We start from the raw sequence: 16,756 nt of genomic DNA, 5'->3' as shown, positions 1-16,756 counted from the left end.
TCCATTAGGCTACTAGGGAGTGCGACCGTCCGCTCTCGACGGATCGTGTGAGGACCCCGCGTGCCAGTTTCCCATCTTGTGATCGTCATGCCCGCCTACAACGAGGCGGAGGGCATCCGCGGTTTCATCGACGAGATCCGTGAGCACGTCGCCCCTCTCGCCGCGCGGGTGACCTTCGTGGTGGCCGACGATCGCTCCACCGACGACACCGCAGGCGCCCTCGCCGGCCTCGAAGACGTACGCGTGCAGATCCAGCCGGCCAATCGCGGTCACGGCCCGACGGCGTTGGCGGCTTATCGCGCCGGACTCGACCTGCAGCCCGACCTGCTGGTGCACGTGGACGGCGACGGCCAGTTCCTGGGTCCGGATTTCGCGCGCGCGATCTCGGCGGCCGTCTCCACCGGAAGCGACGTCGTGCACGGCGTGCGCCACAGCCGCGCCGACCCCTGGTACCGCCGCGTGCTCACAGCGGGCGTGGGAGCACTGGTGACGCTCACGGCGGGACGCCGTGTTCCCGACGTCAACACTCCGCTGCGCGTGTACCGTCCCGCCGCGCTGCGATCGCTGGTGGATGCCGTTCCCGCCGGCACCCTCGTGCCGCACGTGCACTTCTCGCTCGCCGAGGCCCGTGCCGGCCTCGCCGTGCGGTACGTGGGGGTGCGCAGCATCCCTCGTCGCGGAGCTTCGGCGGCCGGCACGATGTGGGGCAGCGGGGTCAAGGTCGCGCTGCCGCCTGCGCGCCTGCGCCGGTTCGCCATCGCGGCACTCGGTGAGCTGTGGCGGCTGTCGCTGCGCCCGGGCGCTCCGCTGCGCCGGTTCCGCCTCGGAGATGCGCGGGGATGAGGATCGCACGCACGGTCGCCTTCTGGCTGCTGGTCGCCGCGCTGGCGGCCTGCCACGTGATCGTCATCCAGCACAGCCTCTCCGCGCGGTTCTGGGAGGACGAGGCGTTCAACCTCACGGTGCCGCTGAATCTGCTCGCCGGCCTCGGCTACGCGAGCGACGGTGCCCTGTCGGGGTCGACGATCACGCCTTTCGACCCCCGCATCTCCACCGGCCCGACCGTGCTGCTGCCCGTCACCGCAGTGCTGGCGCTCGGCGCCGATCCGGTGATCGGCGCACGGCTCGTCTCCGTGTTGTTCTGGATGCTGCTGATCGGCGGGCTGGCCGTGCTCGGCATCCGCACCGCCGGCCGCTGGGCCGGTCTTGTGGCCGCAGCCGTACCGCTCGCATTCAACGGGTTCGGATCGGTCTCGCCCATTCAAGGGCCGGCGGATCTGCTGGGCGAGATTCCCGCTGCCGCGCTGCTCGTCTGGGCACTCGTCGTCCTCCCGCGCCGCGCCTGGCTCGCCGGGTTGCTGGTCGGGCTCGCTGTGCAGGCCAAGCTCATCGCCCTCCTGGCGCTGCCGGCTTTCGCCGTGGCACTGTGGGTACTCGCGCCCGGGCGCGGGTGGCCGCGCGTTCTCGCCGCACTCAGGCGCAGCATCCTGCCTCTCGTGTTCGTCGGCGTGCCCACTCTGCTGCTGGAGCTCGCCGCCCTGCTGAGCCTGGGACCCGCTGGCTTCGTCGAACACCTGCGCGGGCTGGCGCACTTCGTGCGCGGCGGCGGACAGAGCGTCACTCCGACCACCGTGCCGCAGAAACTCGAGGCGCTCGCCGGAGCGTGGTTCGTGCCGGTGTGGGTCGCGGCTGGCGTCGCGGTGCTCTGCGTCGCGATCGCGGCGTGGGCGCTGATCGTCACGCGCGCGGGCGCCGCCGGGACGGCGTCGGAGGTGGATGCCGACTCTCGGGTGGATGCCGCCGGTCGGCGCCACGCTCTCATGCTGGCCCTCGCCGCAGCGACCGGCGTACTCGCGTTCGTCGGATGGTGGGCGACCGCGTCGCACACGCCGCTGTGGGTGCGGCATCCGGCCCCTGGCGTTCTCGCCTTCGTGCCGATCGCGGCGATCGTGGCGGTGTGGGGCGCCCGCGTGCTGCTCGCAGGGCGCACGGCGGGCCGCGCCGCAGCCGTCGTGGGCATGACGCTCGTGAGCGCCTCGCTCGCCTGGAGCGTCGCCGGGCACGTCGCGCAGACGTCGGCTCCCCAGTCGGAGACACTGGCCAGCCAGCGCGCCGCCGTCGCTCCGATCCGCGACTGGGTCGAGAGCACCGGCACCGACTGGCTGGCCGCGCAGCCGTGGGGCGCCGCCGTCGCCCCGATCGTGCTCGCGGGCGCGCACGCCGGACTGTGGGATGCCGAGGCCATGCGCGACGTACCTCGGCTGACCGGTCTCGCCTGCGAGACCGAGGTGCTCGTCGAGGGCGGGCGCTACCGGGTCTGCGCTCCGCCGAACTGACGGCCGTCCCTGGGCCGTCTCCCGCTGCGGCTCAGGGCCTGCCCATGCCGTAGTACGCGAAGCCGGCCGCCCGCCAGGCGGCGGCATCCAGCCCGTTGCGTCCGTCGACGATGACGCGACCCGCCGTGAGCGTCGCCAGATGCTGGGGTGAGAGTTCACGGCGGTACTGGTCCCACTCGGTGACCAGCACGACGGCATCCGCGTCTCGCAGCGCCTCGTCGCGGTCGTGCACGTACGTGAGCTGCGGACTCACCCGCCGCGCGTTCTCGATCGCCGCGGGATCGGTGACCGTGACGACCGCGCCGAGGCCGTGCAGGCGCGTCGCGACGTGCAGAGCCGGCGAATCGCGGACGTCGTCGCTGTGCGGTTTGAAGGCCGCACCGAGCACGGTGACCCGGCGGCCGTGCACCGCGCCGCCCAGCGCCTGCTGCACGAGCTCGACAGCCCGGTCGCGGCGGCGCAGATTGATCTCGTCGACCGCGCGCAGGAATCCGACCGACTCGCCGCGCCCGAGCTCCTCGGCACGCGCGGCGAAGGCGCGGATGTCCTTGGGCAGGCATCCTCCTCCGAAGCCGATCCCTGCGCCCAGGAAGCGCCGGCCGATGCGGTCGTCGTGGCCGATCGCATCCGCGAGTGTGGTGACGTCGGCGCCGGTGACCTCGGCGATCTCGGCCATCGCGTTGATGAACGAGATCTTCGTCGCCAGGAACGCGTTCGCGGCGACCTTGACGAGCTCGGCGGTCGCCAGGTCGGTCACGATCCAGGGTGTGCCCACGCCCAACGCCGTCGCGTACACCTCGCGCAGCATGCCGGCGGCCCGCAGCCCGTCGGGTGTCGGCGCGCCTCCGTCTCCCGTGCCGACCCCGACCACGATGCGGTCGGGGGTGAGCGTGTCGTGCACGGCCCACCCCTCGCGCAGGAACTCGGGGTTCCAGGTCAGGGACGCACCTGTGCGCTCCACAGCATCCGCCAGTCGCGCCGCGGTGCCGACCGGCACCGTCGACTTGCCCGCGACCACGTCGCCGGGCCGCAGCACCGGCAGCAGTGCGTCGACAGCCGAATCGACGTAGCTCAGGTCAGCGGCGGATGCTCCCTGGCGCTGCGGAGTGCCGACCGCAAGGAAGTGCACGGCCGCGCCCGCGGCATCCCGCACGTCCGTACTGAACGTGAGCTGCCCGGACGCCAGGCCGTCGCGCAGCAGCTCGGGCAGCCCGGGTTCGAAGAACGGCGCCCGCCCGCCGGCGAGCGCGGCGATCCGGTCGCGATCGACGTCGACGCCGATGACGTCGTGGCCAAGGGATGCCATGGCCGCGGCGTGCACGGCCCCCAGGTAGCCGCATCCGATCACCGAGAGCCTCATGCGCGGAAAGCTAACCGGCGGTCATGACGCGCAGGTGACCGAAAGGTGAAGGCGCCCCCACCGAAGTGGAGGCGCCTCTGCGTGGGCCGATGTCAGAGCGACAGGTGCGTGCGCACGATCGCGGCGAGCGACTCGGCGTGCGCGTTGGCCGTCTCGGCATCCGCCGCCTCGACCATCACGCGCACGAGCGCCTCGGTGCCCGACTTGCGCAGCAGCACCCGGCCGGTCGAGCCGAGCTCGGCCTCGACGGCCTTCACGGCATCCTGCACGTGGACGTGGTCCGAGACCGCGTCCTTGTCGACGTCCTTCACATTGATCATCACCTGCGGGTACACCGTCATGATCGACGCGAGCTCCGCGAGGGACTTCTTGGTGCGGGCCATCTCGGCGACCAGGTGCAGGCCGGTCAGCAGGCCGTCGCCGGTGGTGGCGAAGGCGCGCATGATGACGTGGCCGGACTGCTCGCCGCCGAGCGAATACCCGCCTGCGTTCATGTCCTCGAGCACGTAGCGGTCGCCGACAGCGGTCTGACGCACGGTGATGCCCTGCTCGCGCATGGCCACGTGCAGACCGAGGTTGCTCATCACGGTCGCGACGAGAGTGTCGTTCGCGAGAACCCCGCGGCTCTTCATCGACACGGCGAGGATCGCCATGATCTGGTCGCCGTCGACGATGTTGCCCTCGGCGTCGACCGCGAGGCACCGGTCGGCGTCGCCGTCGTGTGCGATGCCCACGTCGGCTCCGACCCGCACGACCTCGGCGGCCAGCTTGTCGAGGTGCGTCGATCCGACGCCGTCGTTGATGTTCAGGCCATCCGGGTCAGCCCCGATGACGGTCACCTTGGCGCCCGCGTTGCGGAACACCTCGGGAGACGCACCGGATGCCGCGCCGTTGGCGCAGTCGAGCACCACGTGGAGTCCATCGAGGCGATGCGGCAGCGAGGCCAGCAGGTGCATGACGTAGCGGTCCTCGGCATCCGAGAAGCGCTGCACGCGACCGACGTCGCCGCCGGTGGGCTGCAGCTTGGTGCCCGCGGCCATCGTCTCTTCGATGCGCTGCTCGACGATGTCGGGAAGCTTCACTCCGCCGCGGGCGAAGATCTTGATCCCGTTGTCGGGGGCCGGGTTGTGCGACGCCGAGATCATGACGCCGAAATCGGCGTCGACGTCGGCAATCAGGAAGGCGGCCGCCGGGGTCGGCAGCGTGCCGGCATCCAGCACGTCCACGCCGGAGGAGGCGAGTCCCGCCTCGACGGCGGCGCTGAGGAAGTGACCGGAGATCCGCGGGTCGCGGGCGACCACGGCGGTGAGACGCTTGCCGGCAGCGCGACGCGCCTCGGCAATACGGCCCTGGCCCAGGACGACAGCGGTCGCCTGGGCCAGGGTGAGCGCGAGCTCGGCGGTGAGGGGGCCGTTGGCCAGCCCCCGCACGCCGTCTGTACCGAACAGTGCCATAGAAGGGACTGAGCGGATCAGCGCTTCGAGTACTGAGGAGCCTTGCGGGCCTTCTTGAGACCGGCCTTCTTGCGCTCGATGACGCGGGCGTCGCGCGAGAGGAAGCCGGCCTTCTTGAGGGTCGGACGGTTGTTCTCGGCGTCGATGTTGTTCAGCGCGCGGGCGATGCCCAGGCGCAGAGCACCGGCCTGACCCGAGTCGCCGCCACCCGAGATGCGGGCGATGACGTCGTACGCGCCCACGAGGTTGAGGGCGGTGAACGGGTCGTTGATCAGCTGCTGGTGCAGCTTGTTCGGGAAGTAGTCCTCGAGGGTACGACCGTTGATCGTGATCGTGCCCGAGCCGGGGATCAGGCGCACGCGGGCGATGGCCTGCTTGCGGCGGCCGACGGCAGCGCCCGGCACCGAGAGCACGGGGCGGGGAGCCGACTCGACCGTCTCAGCCTCGGGAGTCGAGGTGGAGAAGTTCTGCGGGAATTCGGTGGTGTCCTGGATTTCAGCCACGAGTATGTCCTTTGAAATCTGAGAGGCGCTTACTGGGCGACCTGGTCGAGGGTGTACGGCGTGGGCTGCTGCGCGGCGTGCGGGTGCTCGGCACCGGCGTACACCTTCAGCTTCGACAGCTGCTGACGGCCCAGGGTGTTCTTCGGGAGCATGCCGCGGATGGCCTTCTCCACGGCGCGGACCGGGTGCTTCTCGAGCAGCTCGGCGTAGCTGGTGGCGGTGAGGCCGCCCGGGTAGCCCGAGTGGCGGTAGGCCATCTTCTTCTGGAGCTTCTGACCGGTGAGGGCCACCTTGTCGGCGTTGACGATGATGACGAAGTCACCGGTGTCGACGTGGGGGGCGAAGGTCGGCTTGTGCTTGCCGCGCAGGATGGCGGCGGCGTGCGAAGCCAGGCGACCGAGAACGACGTCGGTTGCGTCGATGACGATCCAGTCACGCTGGATCTGCCCGGCCTTCGGGGTGAATGTGCGCGTCACAATAGTGCTGCTTTCTTGATTCGAACGGAGAGGTTCGTGAATCCCACTCCGGGGTGGTTCTCTGCCTGATCGGCTCGGGAACACGCCAGTGGAGGGCTCACGTTCGTCGTGCAGCACCCCTGGCGAGCCGAGGGCGCAGGCACCAAAGGGTTAGCTTACAGCATCCGTCGCTCTGCCCCCAAGTTGGCTTCGCGCGCCCCTCGTCTGTCGCTTCGCGGGTCCCATATGGCTGCTTCCCCGCGCACGAGGCCGCCATTCGGGACCCGCGAACGTTGACGCTCGACTCACCCTTCGGCTCGCGGGTCCCATATGGCTGCTTCCCCGCGCACGAGGCCGCCATTCGGGACCCGCGAGCGCGGGCAAGACGCGTGCACATTCCTCCTGCACATTTTCGGCCCGCATGGAGTTGTGCACAGTTGCCGGGGATCTGGGCATCGGCCGCCTCGTGCGACGCGCATGGTGGTGCCATGCCCATCTCGCCAACGCCACTGCCGCACGGGCTCGGCGCACATTTCAGCACCGCCGACGCACGTGAAGCGGGGGTCAGCCGATCTCGGCTCAGGGCACTCGATCTCACGGTTCCGTTCCATGGGGCGCGGCGCACAGCGTCCGACATCCGAGCCGAGGACGACGCGATCGCCCTCGACAGCGGTCCCCTGGCGCGGACCCGTGAAGCGTCGCGCCGGATGCGTTCGCTGGCGGAGTCGTTCCTGACGGTCATGGCGCCCGGTGCGTTCATCTGCGCGCGAAGTGCAGCCGTCATCCGCGGCTACCCCGTGGCTGCTCCCGACGAACTCGACGTCGGTGTGTTCTCTCCACGTCGCGCCCCGAAGGGAGCGGGCGTCAGAGGTCGGCGGATCGAGGCCCATCTGGCGGAGCTGGAATCGCTGGACGGCATCGCGATCACATCACCCGCGACCACCTGGACGATGCTCGCCCGCCACCTGAGCGTCAGGGCGTTGATCGCCGTCGGAGACGCGATCGTGCAGATTCCCCGCGACCCGTACGGAAATCCGCATCCCGAACTCGCGGATGCCACCGTCGAGCAACTGCGTGCGGCCATCGAGGCCGGGCGGCAGATCGGCGTGGCGAAGCTGCGTGTGGCCGTCGAGCGGATCCGGGTGGGAAGCTCGTCGCCGCTCGAGACCGATTACCGGCTGGATGCAGAGGATGCCGGGCTTCCCACGCCTGTCCTGGACTACGAAGTGAGGGATGCGCGCGGCCGGCTGCTGGGGATCTCCGAGATCGCGTACCCCGCGTTGAAGGTCGCGGTCGAGATCGAGGGCGACCATCACCGGACGTCGAAGAAGCAATGGAATCGCGACATCCAGAAGTATCGCGACTACGCCGCCGCGGGCTGGGAGGTCGTGCGCCTCACCTCTGTGAACATCCGCGTGACGCGTGACGCGACGGCCATCGTGCGCGCCACCCTCGCTCGTCGCGCCTAGGGGTTCGGTTCGCGGGGCCCGAATGGCTGCGTCGAGGCACGTGAGGCCGCCATATGGGACCCACGAACGAGGAGAGGTCGACCCAGGGCTCGCCGCGCGACACGTTCGCGTGGCCCGAATGGCCGCGTCGAGGCGCTTGAGGCCGCAATTTGGGACCCGCGAGCGAACGACGAGCGCTGGCAGGGACGACACCGAGGACAGCGGGGCTAGGCGGCCTCGGCGGTGACGAGGATCGGGCGGTGGTCGCTGGTGCCCTGGGGCAGCGTCGTGATGTTGGAGATGTGGAAGCCCGACGAGGTGGCGAAGTCGTAGTGCCCGCGGAACACCCGGTACCGCGTGTAGGTGTGGTCGTCACTGAGGGTCAGGCGGTAGCCGTGCTCGCGCACCGTCTGCCCGAGACTCTCCTTGAACACCGGGTAGTTGTAGTCGCCGACCATCAGCACAGGCAGCTCCGGCCCCAGCGCCTGCAGCGCATCGAGCCCGGCGCGGATCTGATTGCGGCGCAGCGAGTTCAGCGCCGTCAGCGGGGCGGCATGGAACGACGCCACGATCAGCCCCCTGCTCCTGTCGATGTCGAACAGCCGCGCGCCCAGCACGCGCTCGTGCGCGGGCTTGAGCACCCGGTCGTGCAGCGACTTCTTCAGCCCGATCGTGCGCACCTGCTCGACGCGGAACGTGTTCGACCGCAGGTACATCGCCAGGCCCAGCCGGTTGCCGCTGGTGGCCTGCACCAGCGAGAGGCCGTCGATGGCATCCGGCAGGTCGGTGGTGTCGCACTCCTGCAGGCAGAGGATGTCGGGATCGTGTTCGCCGACCAGCGCGACCAGCTCGGTGGCCGCTCGATGCTTGCGCAGGTTGTACGAGATGACCCTCATACGGCAACGCTACCCGCGCCGCCGGCGAGTGTCAGCCCCCGGCTCACCCCTCATCGGAGAAGCGTCCAACCTCGTGATCCCGCCGGGCGCGGGTCTGCTCGGCACGGGCGGCGAGCAGGTCATCGGCGGGGTAGCCGACCTCCGCAAGGGTCAGGCCGCGGGCGGGAAGCACCTTGAACGCACTCGTGCGGGTGAGCTCATCGCGCAGCCTCGCGACGTCGTCGACCTCGAGCTTGCCCTCCCCCACCGCCGCGCACGCGCCGACCAGCGCGCGCACCATGCTGTGGCAGAAGGCGTCGGCCTTGACCTCGGCGACGAGCACGCCCTCGGCATCCCGCTCCCACCGGTAGTCGAGCAGCGTGCGGATGGTCGTCGCCTCGTCGCGCGGCTTGCAGTATGCGGCGAAGTCGTGCAGTCCGATGAGGGTCCTTGCGGCGGCATCCATCTGCTCGACGTCGAGCCGGGCGCGGATGGTCGTCGTGTCGTTGCGGCGCATCGGGTCATAGCCGACCGTGTCGTCGGCGAGCCGGTAGCGGTACCGGCGCCACACCGCCGAGAACCGCGCGTCGAACCCCTCGGGCGCGAGGCTCGTACGGGTGACGGTCACATCGGGATAGCTCCCGAGAACCCCCCGGATGCGGCGGGCCAGAGAACCGGCGGGATCGGATGCCGCGTGCCCGTGGCGGGTCTGCACGCGCGCCCACTGCTCCTCGTCGAGATCGACGTGCGCCACCTGATCGGCGGCGTGCACCCCGGCATCCGTCCGTCCCGCGACGACCAGCCGCGCCTCGGATCCGACGATCCGCGCCAGGGCGGCCTCGAGCGTACCCTGCACCGTGCGCAGCCCGGGCTGCGTCGCCCAGCCGCGGAAGTGAGTGCCGTCGTAGGCGATGTCCAAGCGAATCCGCACGGATCCCAGCCTACGGGGCGGCCGGGCGGCTCCCCCGCCCTGTCGCGGCCGAGCCACGACCGCACCTGCGAGTGTCCTCAGACACCCCGGGAACCGACATCGACCGCGCCTAGACTGGATAGCCCGATCCCCTTCTGAGAAGCCCCCGCTCTGTCTTGATGTCTCCGTTTTCCCCTCATCTGCCGCGGTACGCGGGACTCGACGGGCTCCGGGCGATCGCGGTCGGGCTGGTGCTCGTCTACCACCTCTTCCCCGCCCTGCCACTGCCGAGCGGCTTCGTCGGCGTCGACGTGTTCTTCGTGGTCAGCGGGTTCCTCATCACCGCGCTGATGCTGCGCCCGACCCGCCACAGCGCGCGCCACCGGCTGGTGGATTTCTGGCGCCGCCGTGCCCGGCGCCTGCTGCCGGCACTGGCCGTGATGCTCACCGTCTGCGCGTCAGCAGCGTGGCTGATCGGCGGCGACGTGCTGGTCGGCATCGGTCGACAGCTGCTCGGCGCGGCGACGTTCAGCTACAACTGGGTCGCCCTCGCCGGCGGCGCGGACTACTTCACGGCATCCGAGCCCGAGCTGTTCCGCAACGTCTGGTCGCTGGCCGTCGAGGAGCAGTTCTACCTGCTCTGGCCCCTGCTGCTGCCGATCCTGCTGGTCGTCTTCCGGGTGCGCTGGGCGCTGGTCGCCGTCGCGCTGGTCGCGGCCGCGGCATCCGCCTGGTGGATGTGGACGCTCGCCGCCTCGGGGGCGACGACGCGGGCGTATTTCGGCACCGACTCGCACGCTTTCGGGCTGCTGCTGGGCATCGCCCTCGCGTTCGCCGTGCGGAATATGCCCGAGCGGGAATGGATGCGGCGCACGCCGGCGCGCATCGCCGGAATCGTGACCGGGATGCTGGGAATCGCCCTGATCGTGATCGCTGCGGTGCAGCCGGATGCGCCGGCGGCATCCGCGTTCCCGGGCACCCTGCTGCTCGCCTGCGGCGGGACGCTGCTGGCGATTCTCGCCGGGATCCTGCCCGGCTCGTGGTTCGGCCGGGCGATCGACGTCGCGCCGCTGCGCTGGGCCGGCGATCGCTCGTACGGGATCTACCTGTGGCACTGGCCGGTGCTCGTGCTCGTCGTCGCCGCGACCGGTCAGGGCGTCGGCGCGGTCGAGGTGCCGGTGCTGGCCGGCGCCACCGCGCTGGTGATCTCGGTGCTCGCCGCGGCCGTGTCGTACACGCTCGTCGAGATGCCGCTGCGACGGCTGGGTTTCCGGCGCACGCTGCGCGCCGTGCGCGTGCGGCTGGCGCACGGCCCGGTGAGCCGCTTCGCGATGGCGGGCGGGCTCGTGGTCGCCGCGCTCGCGCTGGGCGGCACGACCGCGGCGGTCGCGAGCGCCCCGGCGATGACGACGACGGAGCAGGCGATCCGGCAGGGTCAGCAGGCGATGAAGGATGCCGCGGCGCGGCCTGCCCCTTCCCCCACCCCGACGGCGGACGCAGATGCGCCGATCTCGGGCGAGGAGGTCACCGCCGTCGGCGACTCGGTGATGCTGGCATCCGCGCCGGCTCTGTACGAGCGGTTCCCCGGTGCCGAGGTGGATGCCGCCGTGTCGCGCTCGATCTGGGCGGGGCCCGAGATCATCACCTCCCTCGCCTCGTCGGGGAAGCTCCGCGAGCACGTCGTCGTGGCGCTGGGCACCAACGGACCCGTCGACCGCGACGTGCTGCGGAAGATCGCCTCGACCGTGGGGCGCGACCGCGACCTGGTGCTCGTCAACGCCTACGCCCCGCGCGACTGGATACCCGGCGTGAACGAAGAGCTGGAGTCGTTCGCGAGCGGGCGCACCGGGGTGGTGGTGGCCGACTGGTCGGGTGCGATCTCGGCGAAGACCGACCTGCTCGCCGGAGACAAGATCCACCCCGGCTCGTCGGGTGGGCGCATCTTCGCGGAGGTCGTCGAGAAGGGCATCCGGGATGCCGAGGCCGAGCGCAGCGCCCGCCCCGCCGCCCTGCGCTGGACGCCGTTCCCGCCGGGCTGATCGGCGCTTCCGCATCCGCCGCAGATCGCACTGACGCGCGGGCCGTGACGGGAGTATCGTCAGCGCCGGAGGCACCCCATGTCCACTCCGCGCGAACTCGCCGCCGCAGCCGAACGCCGCGACCGCCTCGTCCCCGGCGCAACCGAGCGGTTCTCCGGCTACGGCGTGATGAGCGTGCCGTTCGCCTTCGGCCACGTGCTCGGATTGCGCCGGTTCCCGGTCACCTCGATCGGCCCCGGCTACACCTCGGTGTGGCTGCGTGATCCCGACGGCGCCTGGCACTTCCACACCACCGTGCCGCCGGAGGTGTCGTGTCCGCGGTATTTCGGCAGTGCGATCGAATCGGCTGCGGTCCATGACATCGCGATCGACTGGACGGGCGACCACTCCTTCACCGTGACCATCGGGGACGATGTCGACCTGCGATGGGACGTCGCCCTCACCGCGACTCCGGTCAGCCGCGTGATGTCCGGCATGGCCGGCATCCTGCCCGACGCCTTCTGGCGCAGCGGCGCATTCCTCTCGATGCTCGGCGGCGTCGCAGGTCCGGCGCTGCGCGCCGGCCGCATCGGGATGGTCGGCAGCACGCCGAACCGGCAGCGCTACCTGGCCAAGGTGCTGCGCATGTGGGTGGTCGCGAGCTCTTCCGCCAGCCTGGGCGGAGAGGACCTGGGCGCCCCGCGCCCGTTGCGCGAGCAGACACGGCTCGGGGACTTCTGGATGCCGCAGCGCGGCATCTTCATGATCGGCGGCGCCCACTTCCACCCGCAGGATGCCGGTGCGCACCCGCCGACGACGAAGGCGGCGGCCACCGGCGTCTGATCCGCCGCCGCGGCCGGGCACCACACACCCCATCGGACAATCTGTCTGACCGGTGCACACCGCAGACGAATCCGTCTGGTTCCCCGCCGCCGCATTGCGCCGGTGACACCCGCCAGGATTGAATCTGGGACAGGGCACCGGTGCCCGCAGAAGGGCGGAGCAGCCCGCGAGGGCGACCCCGGCCCGCGAAGGGCGAAGCAGCCCAGATGGAGGTACAGGTGTCCACCACCAGCCTGATTCCCGAGCAGACGCACGAGGATGCCGCCACGGGTGCGATCCGCATCGAGCACATCACGAAGCGGTACGGCGGGCAGGTCGCGGTGGACGATCTCTCACTCGACATCCACGCCGGCGAGTTCCTCTCGCTGCTGGGCCCGTCGGGCTGCGGCAAGACCACCACGCTGCGCATGATCGCCGGATTCGAGCATCCCGACGCGGGCGACATCCGCATCTCCGGACGCTCCGTCCTGGGGCAGCCGCCGTACAAGCGCAACGTCAACACCGTCTTCCAGGCCTACGCGCTCTTCCCGCACATGACGGTCGCAGAGAACGTCGCCTACGGGCTGCAGCAGCGCCGGGTGCCCAAGGCCGAGGTGCGCGAGCGCGTGGCCGAATCGCTGAGCATGGTGCAGATGCGCTCGTTCGCCGATCGCCGTCCCACCCAGCTCTCCGGCGGACAGCAGCAGCGCATCGCACTCGCCCGGGCGCTCGTCAACCGGCCGGCGGTGCTGCTGCTCGACGAGCCGCTCGGCGCCCTCGACCGGCAGCTGCGTGAGGAGATGCAGCTCGAGCTCAAGCTCATCCAGGCGCAGCTGGGCATCACGTTCGTGTTCGTCACCCACGACCAGGGCGAGGCGCTCTCGATGAGCGACCGCATCGCGGTCATGCGCGCCGGCCGCATCGAGCAGCTCGCCGACTCCGACACCATCTACAGCGCCCCGGCATCCGCGTATGTCGCCGCCTTCGTCGGGCAGCAGAACTTCTTCGACGGCACGGTCTCGGCCGACGGCTCGGCCGTCGAATCCGCGCACACCGTGCTGCGCCCCGCACAGCGCATCGATGACATCGCCCCCGGGATGCCGGCGCGCGCGGCCGTACGCCCCGAGTTCGTCGACATCCTGACCGAGCGTCCGTCCTCGGACGTCAATGTCGCCGAGGGCCGCATCATCGGCATCTCCCACCTCGGCGAGACCATGCAGTACCTCGTCCAGTTCGGCCGCGAGATGTCGATCATCGCCCGCCGCCCCACCCCGGACGCCCCGCGCGTCGCGATCGGCACCACCGTGTGGTGCGCGTGGCGGCCCGAGTCCGTGCACGTCTTCCCCGTCGACGAGTCCGCCGCCCACGGCGGCTTCGTCGAGCTCCCCACCACCCGAAGCATCCGCACCACAACGCGCACCAACACCCGAAGCCCACGCAGCACGCGCACGCGCTGACGCACCCGCGAGAGGAAAAGCCATGACCGAACACCGCACCGTCCGCATCCTTGCCGACAACAGCTCGGCGACCCGGATCGTGAACGAGATGACCCGCCGCCGCTTCTTCTCGCTGATGGGCGTGGTCGGCGGCACCGCACTGCTGGCCGCCTGCGCACCCGGTGGCGGCCCGGGCGGAGGGCCCGCACCGCAGGCCACCGGCGGCGAGCTGGAGAGCAAGCTGTCGATCTACTCCTGGGGCGACTACGACTCCCCCGACGTGCTCGCCGCGTTCACGAAGGAGCTCGGTCCCAAGCTCACCGTCGACTCGTTCGGATCGAACGAAGAGCTCATCGCCAAGCTCGTCGCCGCCAAGGGCACCGGCGGCTACGACATCATCGTGCCCACCGGCGCGTTCATCCCGCAGATGATCGAGAACGACCTGCTGCTCAAGCTCAACAAGGACCTGATCCCCAACCTCGAGCACATGGACCCCGCCTTCCTCGGCCGCAGCTGGGACAAGAACAACGACTACTCGATCTGCAAGGCGTGGGGAACCACCGGCTTCGTGTACGACAAGACCAAGATCACCCGCGAGCTGAAGACCTGGAACGACTTCCTCGACTGCGCGCAGAACGAGGCCAGCGGTGCCACCAGCGTGCTCGACGACCCGGCCGAGATCACCGGCATGTACTACTGGGCCAACGGCATCGACTGGAACACCACCGACCCGGCCGAGATCGACGCGTGCGAGGAGTTCATCGTGGGCAAGCTCGCCCCGCACATCGCCGCCTTCGACTCGTACCCCGGCAGCGGCGCGATCCCGCAGAGCTCGCACGCCCTGATCGAGGTCTGGAACGGTGACGCCCGTCAGGGCATGAACAACTCCGACGAGCCGGACAAGTGGCAGTGGGTGCTCGGCTCGCCCGAGACCGAGCTGTGGATGGACAACTGGGCCATCTCGGCATCCGCCCCGCACCCCGAGGCCGCACACGCCTTCATCAACTTCGTGCTCACCCCCGAGAACCAGCTCGCGAACGTCGACTACATCGGCTACCACACCGGCGCGAAGGACATCGAGGAGAAGGCGCGCGAAGCGGGCCTCGAACTGCTCGACCTCGTCTTCTTCACCCCTGAGCAGCTCGCCACCATGAAGGACGGCGAGGTCAACGAGGCCCAGACCCGCACGGTCGAGATCTACAACAAGGCGAAGGCGGCCGCGGGTGCGTAGGATCCGCCTGCCGGGGTTCCTGCTGGCCGTCCCGGCGTGGCTGTGGCTGCTGGCGTTCTTCGTCGCCCCGGTGCTGGTGGTGTTCTGGTACAGCTTCGGCTACAAGCCGGGGCTGTTCGGAACCCACGCCAACGACGTGCTGTCGTTCGACCGGTACGCCGAGGTGCTCACCCCGACGTTCTTCGACACGTTCTGGAACACCCTGTGGATCGGCGTCTCGGGCACCGTGCTGTGCTTCGTGATCGGCGCGCCGGTCGCGTACTGGATGGCGCTGAAGGCCCCCGCCCACCGGCGCGGCCTGCTGCTGGCGCTCGTGCTCGTGCCGTTCTGGACGAACTTCCTGGTGCGCACGATCGGCTGGATGGTGCTGCTCTCGCCCGAGGGCTGGATCTCGACGGCGATGCAGGCGATCGGGTTCGACCCGCTCGATGTGCTCTACACCCGCCCCGCGGTGCTCTTCGGCGTGGTCTACAACTACCTGCCGCTGATGATCCTGCCGCTGTTCGTCGCCTTCGACCGCGTCGAGCTGCCGGTGCGCGAAGCCTCGCAGGACCTCGGCGCCGGCAAGTGGCGCACCTTCGCGCGGATCACGTTCCCGCTGGCCCGCCCCGGCATCGTCGTCGGCGCGCTGCTGGTGTACATCCCGCTGATGGGTGACTACATCACCGCGACCGTGCTGGGCGGCGCGAAGGGAAACATGGTCGGCCAGCTGGTGGCCTCGCAATTCCAGACCGCCCAGAACTGGGCGCTCGGGTCGGCGATGGCGGTCATGCTGATCCTCGTGATCCTGCTCTCGGTCGTCGTGCTGGCCGGGGCGCTGTGGCTGATCGCCCTGCCGTTCCGCATGCGCAACCGCATCACCCTCGAGGAGTTCGCATCATGACATCCGTCGAGCCTGGTACGGGAACCCTCCCGGCCGCCGCGGTCGACCTGTCCGCCGGTCGCGGTGACAGCGGAGTCGGCGCCGGCGGGCCGTCCGCGAACGTCGCCGACGCGCACGCCGAGCCGCGTCAGCACAGGCAGCGCCGGGCGCTGACCGATCGGATGCTGAAGGCCTGGAGCGTGCTGGTCTACGTCTTCCTGTTCACCCCGATCCTCGTGATCGTCATCTACTCGTTCAACAACGGGCGCCTGCTGGTCGCCTTCGACAGCTTCGGCTTCGACGGCTATCTCGCCCTGTTCCGCAAGCCCGCGATCGCGGATGCCGTGATGGTGTCGCTGCGCACCGGAGCGATCGCCGCCGTGCTGGCGTCGCTGCTGGGAACCCTCGCCGGCATCGCCCTGGCGCGCCGCCCCGGGAAGTGGACGGGCTGGTTCATCGGGATGCTGCTGCTGGTGGCGGTCACCCCCGAGATCGTCGACGCGGTCTCGCTGCTGCCGTGGCTGGTCTTCCTCGGTCAGGACATGGGGATGTGGCTGTTCAACGACGGCACCTTCCGCCTGGTGATCGGCCACTCGCTGTTCTCGGTCGCGGTGGTCACCTACATCGTGCGCGCCCGGCTGATCGGCCTGCCCGCGAACCTCGAAGAGGCCTCGGCCGACCTGTACGCACCGCCGCTGCGCACCTTCCTGAAGGTCACTCTGCCGCTGGCGATGCCCGCCGTGCTGGCAGGGCTCCTGCTGTCGTTCACGTTCAGCCTCGACAACACCATCGTCTCGGCGTTCGTGCAGGTGTCGGGGTCGACCCCGTGGCCGGTCTACGTGCTCAGCTCGCTGCGCAGCGGACTGCGCCCCGAGATCGCCGGTGTCTCGACGATCATGCTGATCGTCACGCTGCTCGCGCTCTCGGTCGTCGCCATCGTGCTCCGCCGCGCGGGCGACTCGACGGCCGACATCGCCCGCACCATGTCGGGCGGGTAGTCCGCCGCGCTCCGGCATCCATCCCCCGGTCTCACAGACCGGACCCAC

At 70.3% G+C, this 16,756-nt stretch carries 15 protein-coding genes; 9 read left to right on the top strand and 6 right to left on the bottom strand.

Annotated elements, in window-relative coordinates:
- The first annotated feature begins 60 nt into the window (after positions 1-60).
- Together H7694_RS03150 and H7694_RS03145 are read left to right on the top strand one after the other, a co-directional pair.
- Complete coding sequence (locus tag H7694_RS03150) at positions 61-843, top strand: glycosyltransferase family 2 protein (RefSeq protein WP_193598098.1); 783 nt, start codon at positions 61-63, stop codon at positions 841-843.
- The gene (locus tag H7694_RS03145; protein ID WP_193598097.1) at positions 840-2,336 is read left to right on the top strand and encodes a hypothetical protein; all 1,497 of its coding nucleotides are present in this window, start codon (positions 840-842) and stop codon (positions 2,334-2,336) included. The genes H7694_RS03150 and H7694_RS03145 overlap by 4 nt, the downstream gene beginning before the upstream one ends.
- A gap of 31 nt (positions 2,337-2,367) precedes the next feature.
- On the opposite strand, the gene H7694_RS03140 is transcribed toward H7694_RS03145, so the two are convergent.
- The 4 genes from H7694_RS03140 to rplM all read right to left on the bottom strand — a co-directional run bounded on the left by H7694_RS03140 (position 2,368) and on the right by rplM (position 6,129).
- Positions 2,368-3,696, bottom strand: a complete 1,329-nt coding sequence (locus tag H7694_RS03140) for a UDP-glucose dehydrogenase family protein (RefSeq protein ID WP_193598096.1) — start codon at positions 3,694-3,696, stop codon at positions 2,368-2,370.
- Between the two features lie 92 nt (positions 3,697-3,788).
- A complete protein-coding gene (gene glmM / locus H7694_RS03135) occupies positions 3,789-5,150 on the bottom strand; it encodes a phosphoglucosamine mutase (RefSeq protein ID WP_193598095.1) in 1,362 nt (453 codons plus the stop codon).
- 17 nt (positions 5,151-5,167) lie between these two features.
- The gene (gene rpsI, locus H7694_RS03130; RefSeq protein ID WP_193598094.1) at positions 5,168-5,653 is read right to left on the bottom strand and encodes a 30S ribosomal protein S9; all 486 of its coding nucleotides are present in this window, start codon (positions 5,651-5,653) and stop codon (positions 5,168-5,170) included.
- A 29-nt stretch (positions 5,654-5,682) separates the two neighbouring features.
- On the bottom strand, positions 5,683-6,129 hold the full coding sequence (rplM, locus tag H7694_RS03125) for a 50S ribosomal protein L13 (RefSeq protein ID WP_193598093.1): 447 nt from the start codon (positions 6,127-6,129) through the stop codon (positions 5,683-5,685).
- A 272-nt stretch (positions 6,130-6,401) separates the two neighbouring features.
- On the opposite strand from rplM, the gene H7694_RS03120 reads away from it, so the two are divergent.
- Positions 6,402-7,577, top strand: coding sequence for a hypothetical protein (locus H7694_RS03120; protein WP_193598092.1), 1,176 nt, complete (start codon positions 6,402-6,404; stop codon positions 7,575-7,577).
- 206 nt (positions 7,578-7,783) lie between these two features.
- On the opposite strand, the gene H7694_RS03115 is transcribed toward H7694_RS03120, so the two are convergent.
- A complete protein-coding gene (locus tag H7694_RS03115) occupies positions 7,784-8,452 on the bottom strand; it encodes an endonuclease/exonuclease/phosphatase family protein (protein ID WP_193598091.1) in 669 nt (222 codons plus the stop codon).
- A gap of 43 nt (positions 8,453-8,495) precedes the next feature.
- Positions 8,496-9,362, bottom strand: coding sequence for a tRNA pseudouridine(38-40) synthase TruA (gene truA / locus H7694_RS03110; protein WP_193598090.1), 867 nt, complete (start codon positions 9,360-9,362; stop codon positions 8,496-8,498).
- 158 nt (positions 9,363-9,520) lie between these two features.
- On the opposite strand from truA, the gene H7694_RS03105 reads away from it, so the two are divergent.
- The 6 genes from H7694_RS03105 (at position 9,521) to H7694_RS03080 (ending at position 16,708) form a co-directional block, all read left to right on the top strand.
- Positions 9,521-11,380 (top strand): acyltransferase family protein, encoded by a 1,860-nt coding sequence (locus H7694_RS03105; protein ID WP_193598089.1) that lies wholly within the window; start codon positions 9,521-9,523, stop codon positions 11,378-11,380.
- 78 nt (positions 11,381-11,458) lie between these two features.
- Positions 11,459-12,202 carry a hypothetical protein gene (locus tag H7694_RS03100; RefSeq protein WP_193598088.1) on the top strand — a complete coding sequence of 248 codons (744 nt, stop codon included), beginning with the start codon at positions 11,459-11,461 and terminating at the stop codon, positions 12,200-12,202.
- A gap of 218 nt (positions 12,203-12,420) precedes the next feature.
- A complete protein-coding gene (locus H7694_RS03095) occupies positions 12,421-13,638 on the top strand; it encodes an ABC transporter ATP-binding protein (protein ID WP_227468260.1) in 1,218 nt (405 codons plus the stop codon).
- A gap of 22 nt (positions 13,639-13,660) precedes the next feature.
- Positions 13,661-14,848 (top strand): spermidine/putrescine ABC transporter substrate-binding protein, encoded by a 1,188-nt coding sequence (locus tag H7694_RS03090; RefSeq protein WP_193598086.1) that lies wholly within the window; start codon positions 13,661-13,663, stop codon positions 14,846-14,848.
- Positions 14,841-15,731, top strand: coding sequence for an ABC transporter permease (locus H7694_RS03085; protein WP_227468259.1), 891 nt, complete (start codon positions 14,841-14,843; stop codon positions 15,729-15,731). The genes H7694_RS03090 and H7694_RS03085 overlap by 8 nt, the downstream gene beginning before the upstream one ends.
- Positions 15,728-16,708 (top strand): ABC transporter permease, encoded by a 981-nt coding sequence (locus H7694_RS03080; protein ID WP_319805268.1) that lies wholly within the window; start codon positions 15,728-15,730, stop codon positions 16,706-16,708. The genes H7694_RS03085 and H7694_RS03080 overlap by 4 nt, the downstream gene beginning before the upstream one ends.
- The last annotated feature ends 48 nt before the right edge of the window (positions 16,709-16,756 follow it).

Origin of the sequence: Microbacterium sp. YJN-G (assembly GCF_015040615.1) — a bacterium.
Taxonomy (GTDB): Bacteria; Actinomycetota; Actinomycetes; order Actinomycetales; family Microbacteriaceae; genus Microbacterium.
This window is presented reverse-complemented; position numbering and strand designations above follow the sequence as displayed.

Excerpts from the sequence above, each read along its gene's own strand:
- H7694_RS03080 (WP_319805268.1), top strand. The coding sequence starts at position 15,728 with ATGACATCCGTCGAGCCTGGTACGGGAACCCTCCCGGCCGCCGCGGTC.
- H7694_RS03115 (WP_193598091.1), bottom strand. The coding sequence starts at position 8,452 with ATGAGGGTCATCTCGTACAACCTGCGCAAGCATCGAGCGGCCACCGAG.
- H7694_RS03090 (WP_193598086.1), top strand. The coding sequence starts at position 13,661 with ATGACCGAACACCGCACCGTCCGCATCCTTGCCGACAACAGCTCGGCG.
- H7694_RS03100 (WP_193598088.1), top strand. The coding sequence starts at position 11,459 with ATGTCCACTCCGCGCGAACTCGCCGCCGCAGCCGAACGCCGCGACCGC.
- glmM (WP_193598095.1), bottom strand. The coding sequence starts at position 5,150 with ATGGCACTGTTCGGTACAGACGGCGTGCGGGGGCTGGCCAACGGCCCC.
- H7694_RS03145 (WP_193598097.1), top strand. The coding sequence starts at position 840 with ATGAGGATCGCACGCACGGTCGCCTTCTGGCTGCTGGTCGCCGCGCTG.
- H7694_RS03105 (WP_193598089.1), top strand. The coding sequence starts at position 9,521 with ATGTCTCCGTTTTCCCCTCATCTGCCGCGGTACGCGGGACTCGACGGG.
- H7694_RS03140 (WP_193598096.1), bottom strand. The coding sequence starts at position 3,696 with ATGAGGCTCTCGGTGATCGGATGCGGCTACCTGGGGGCCGTGCACGCC.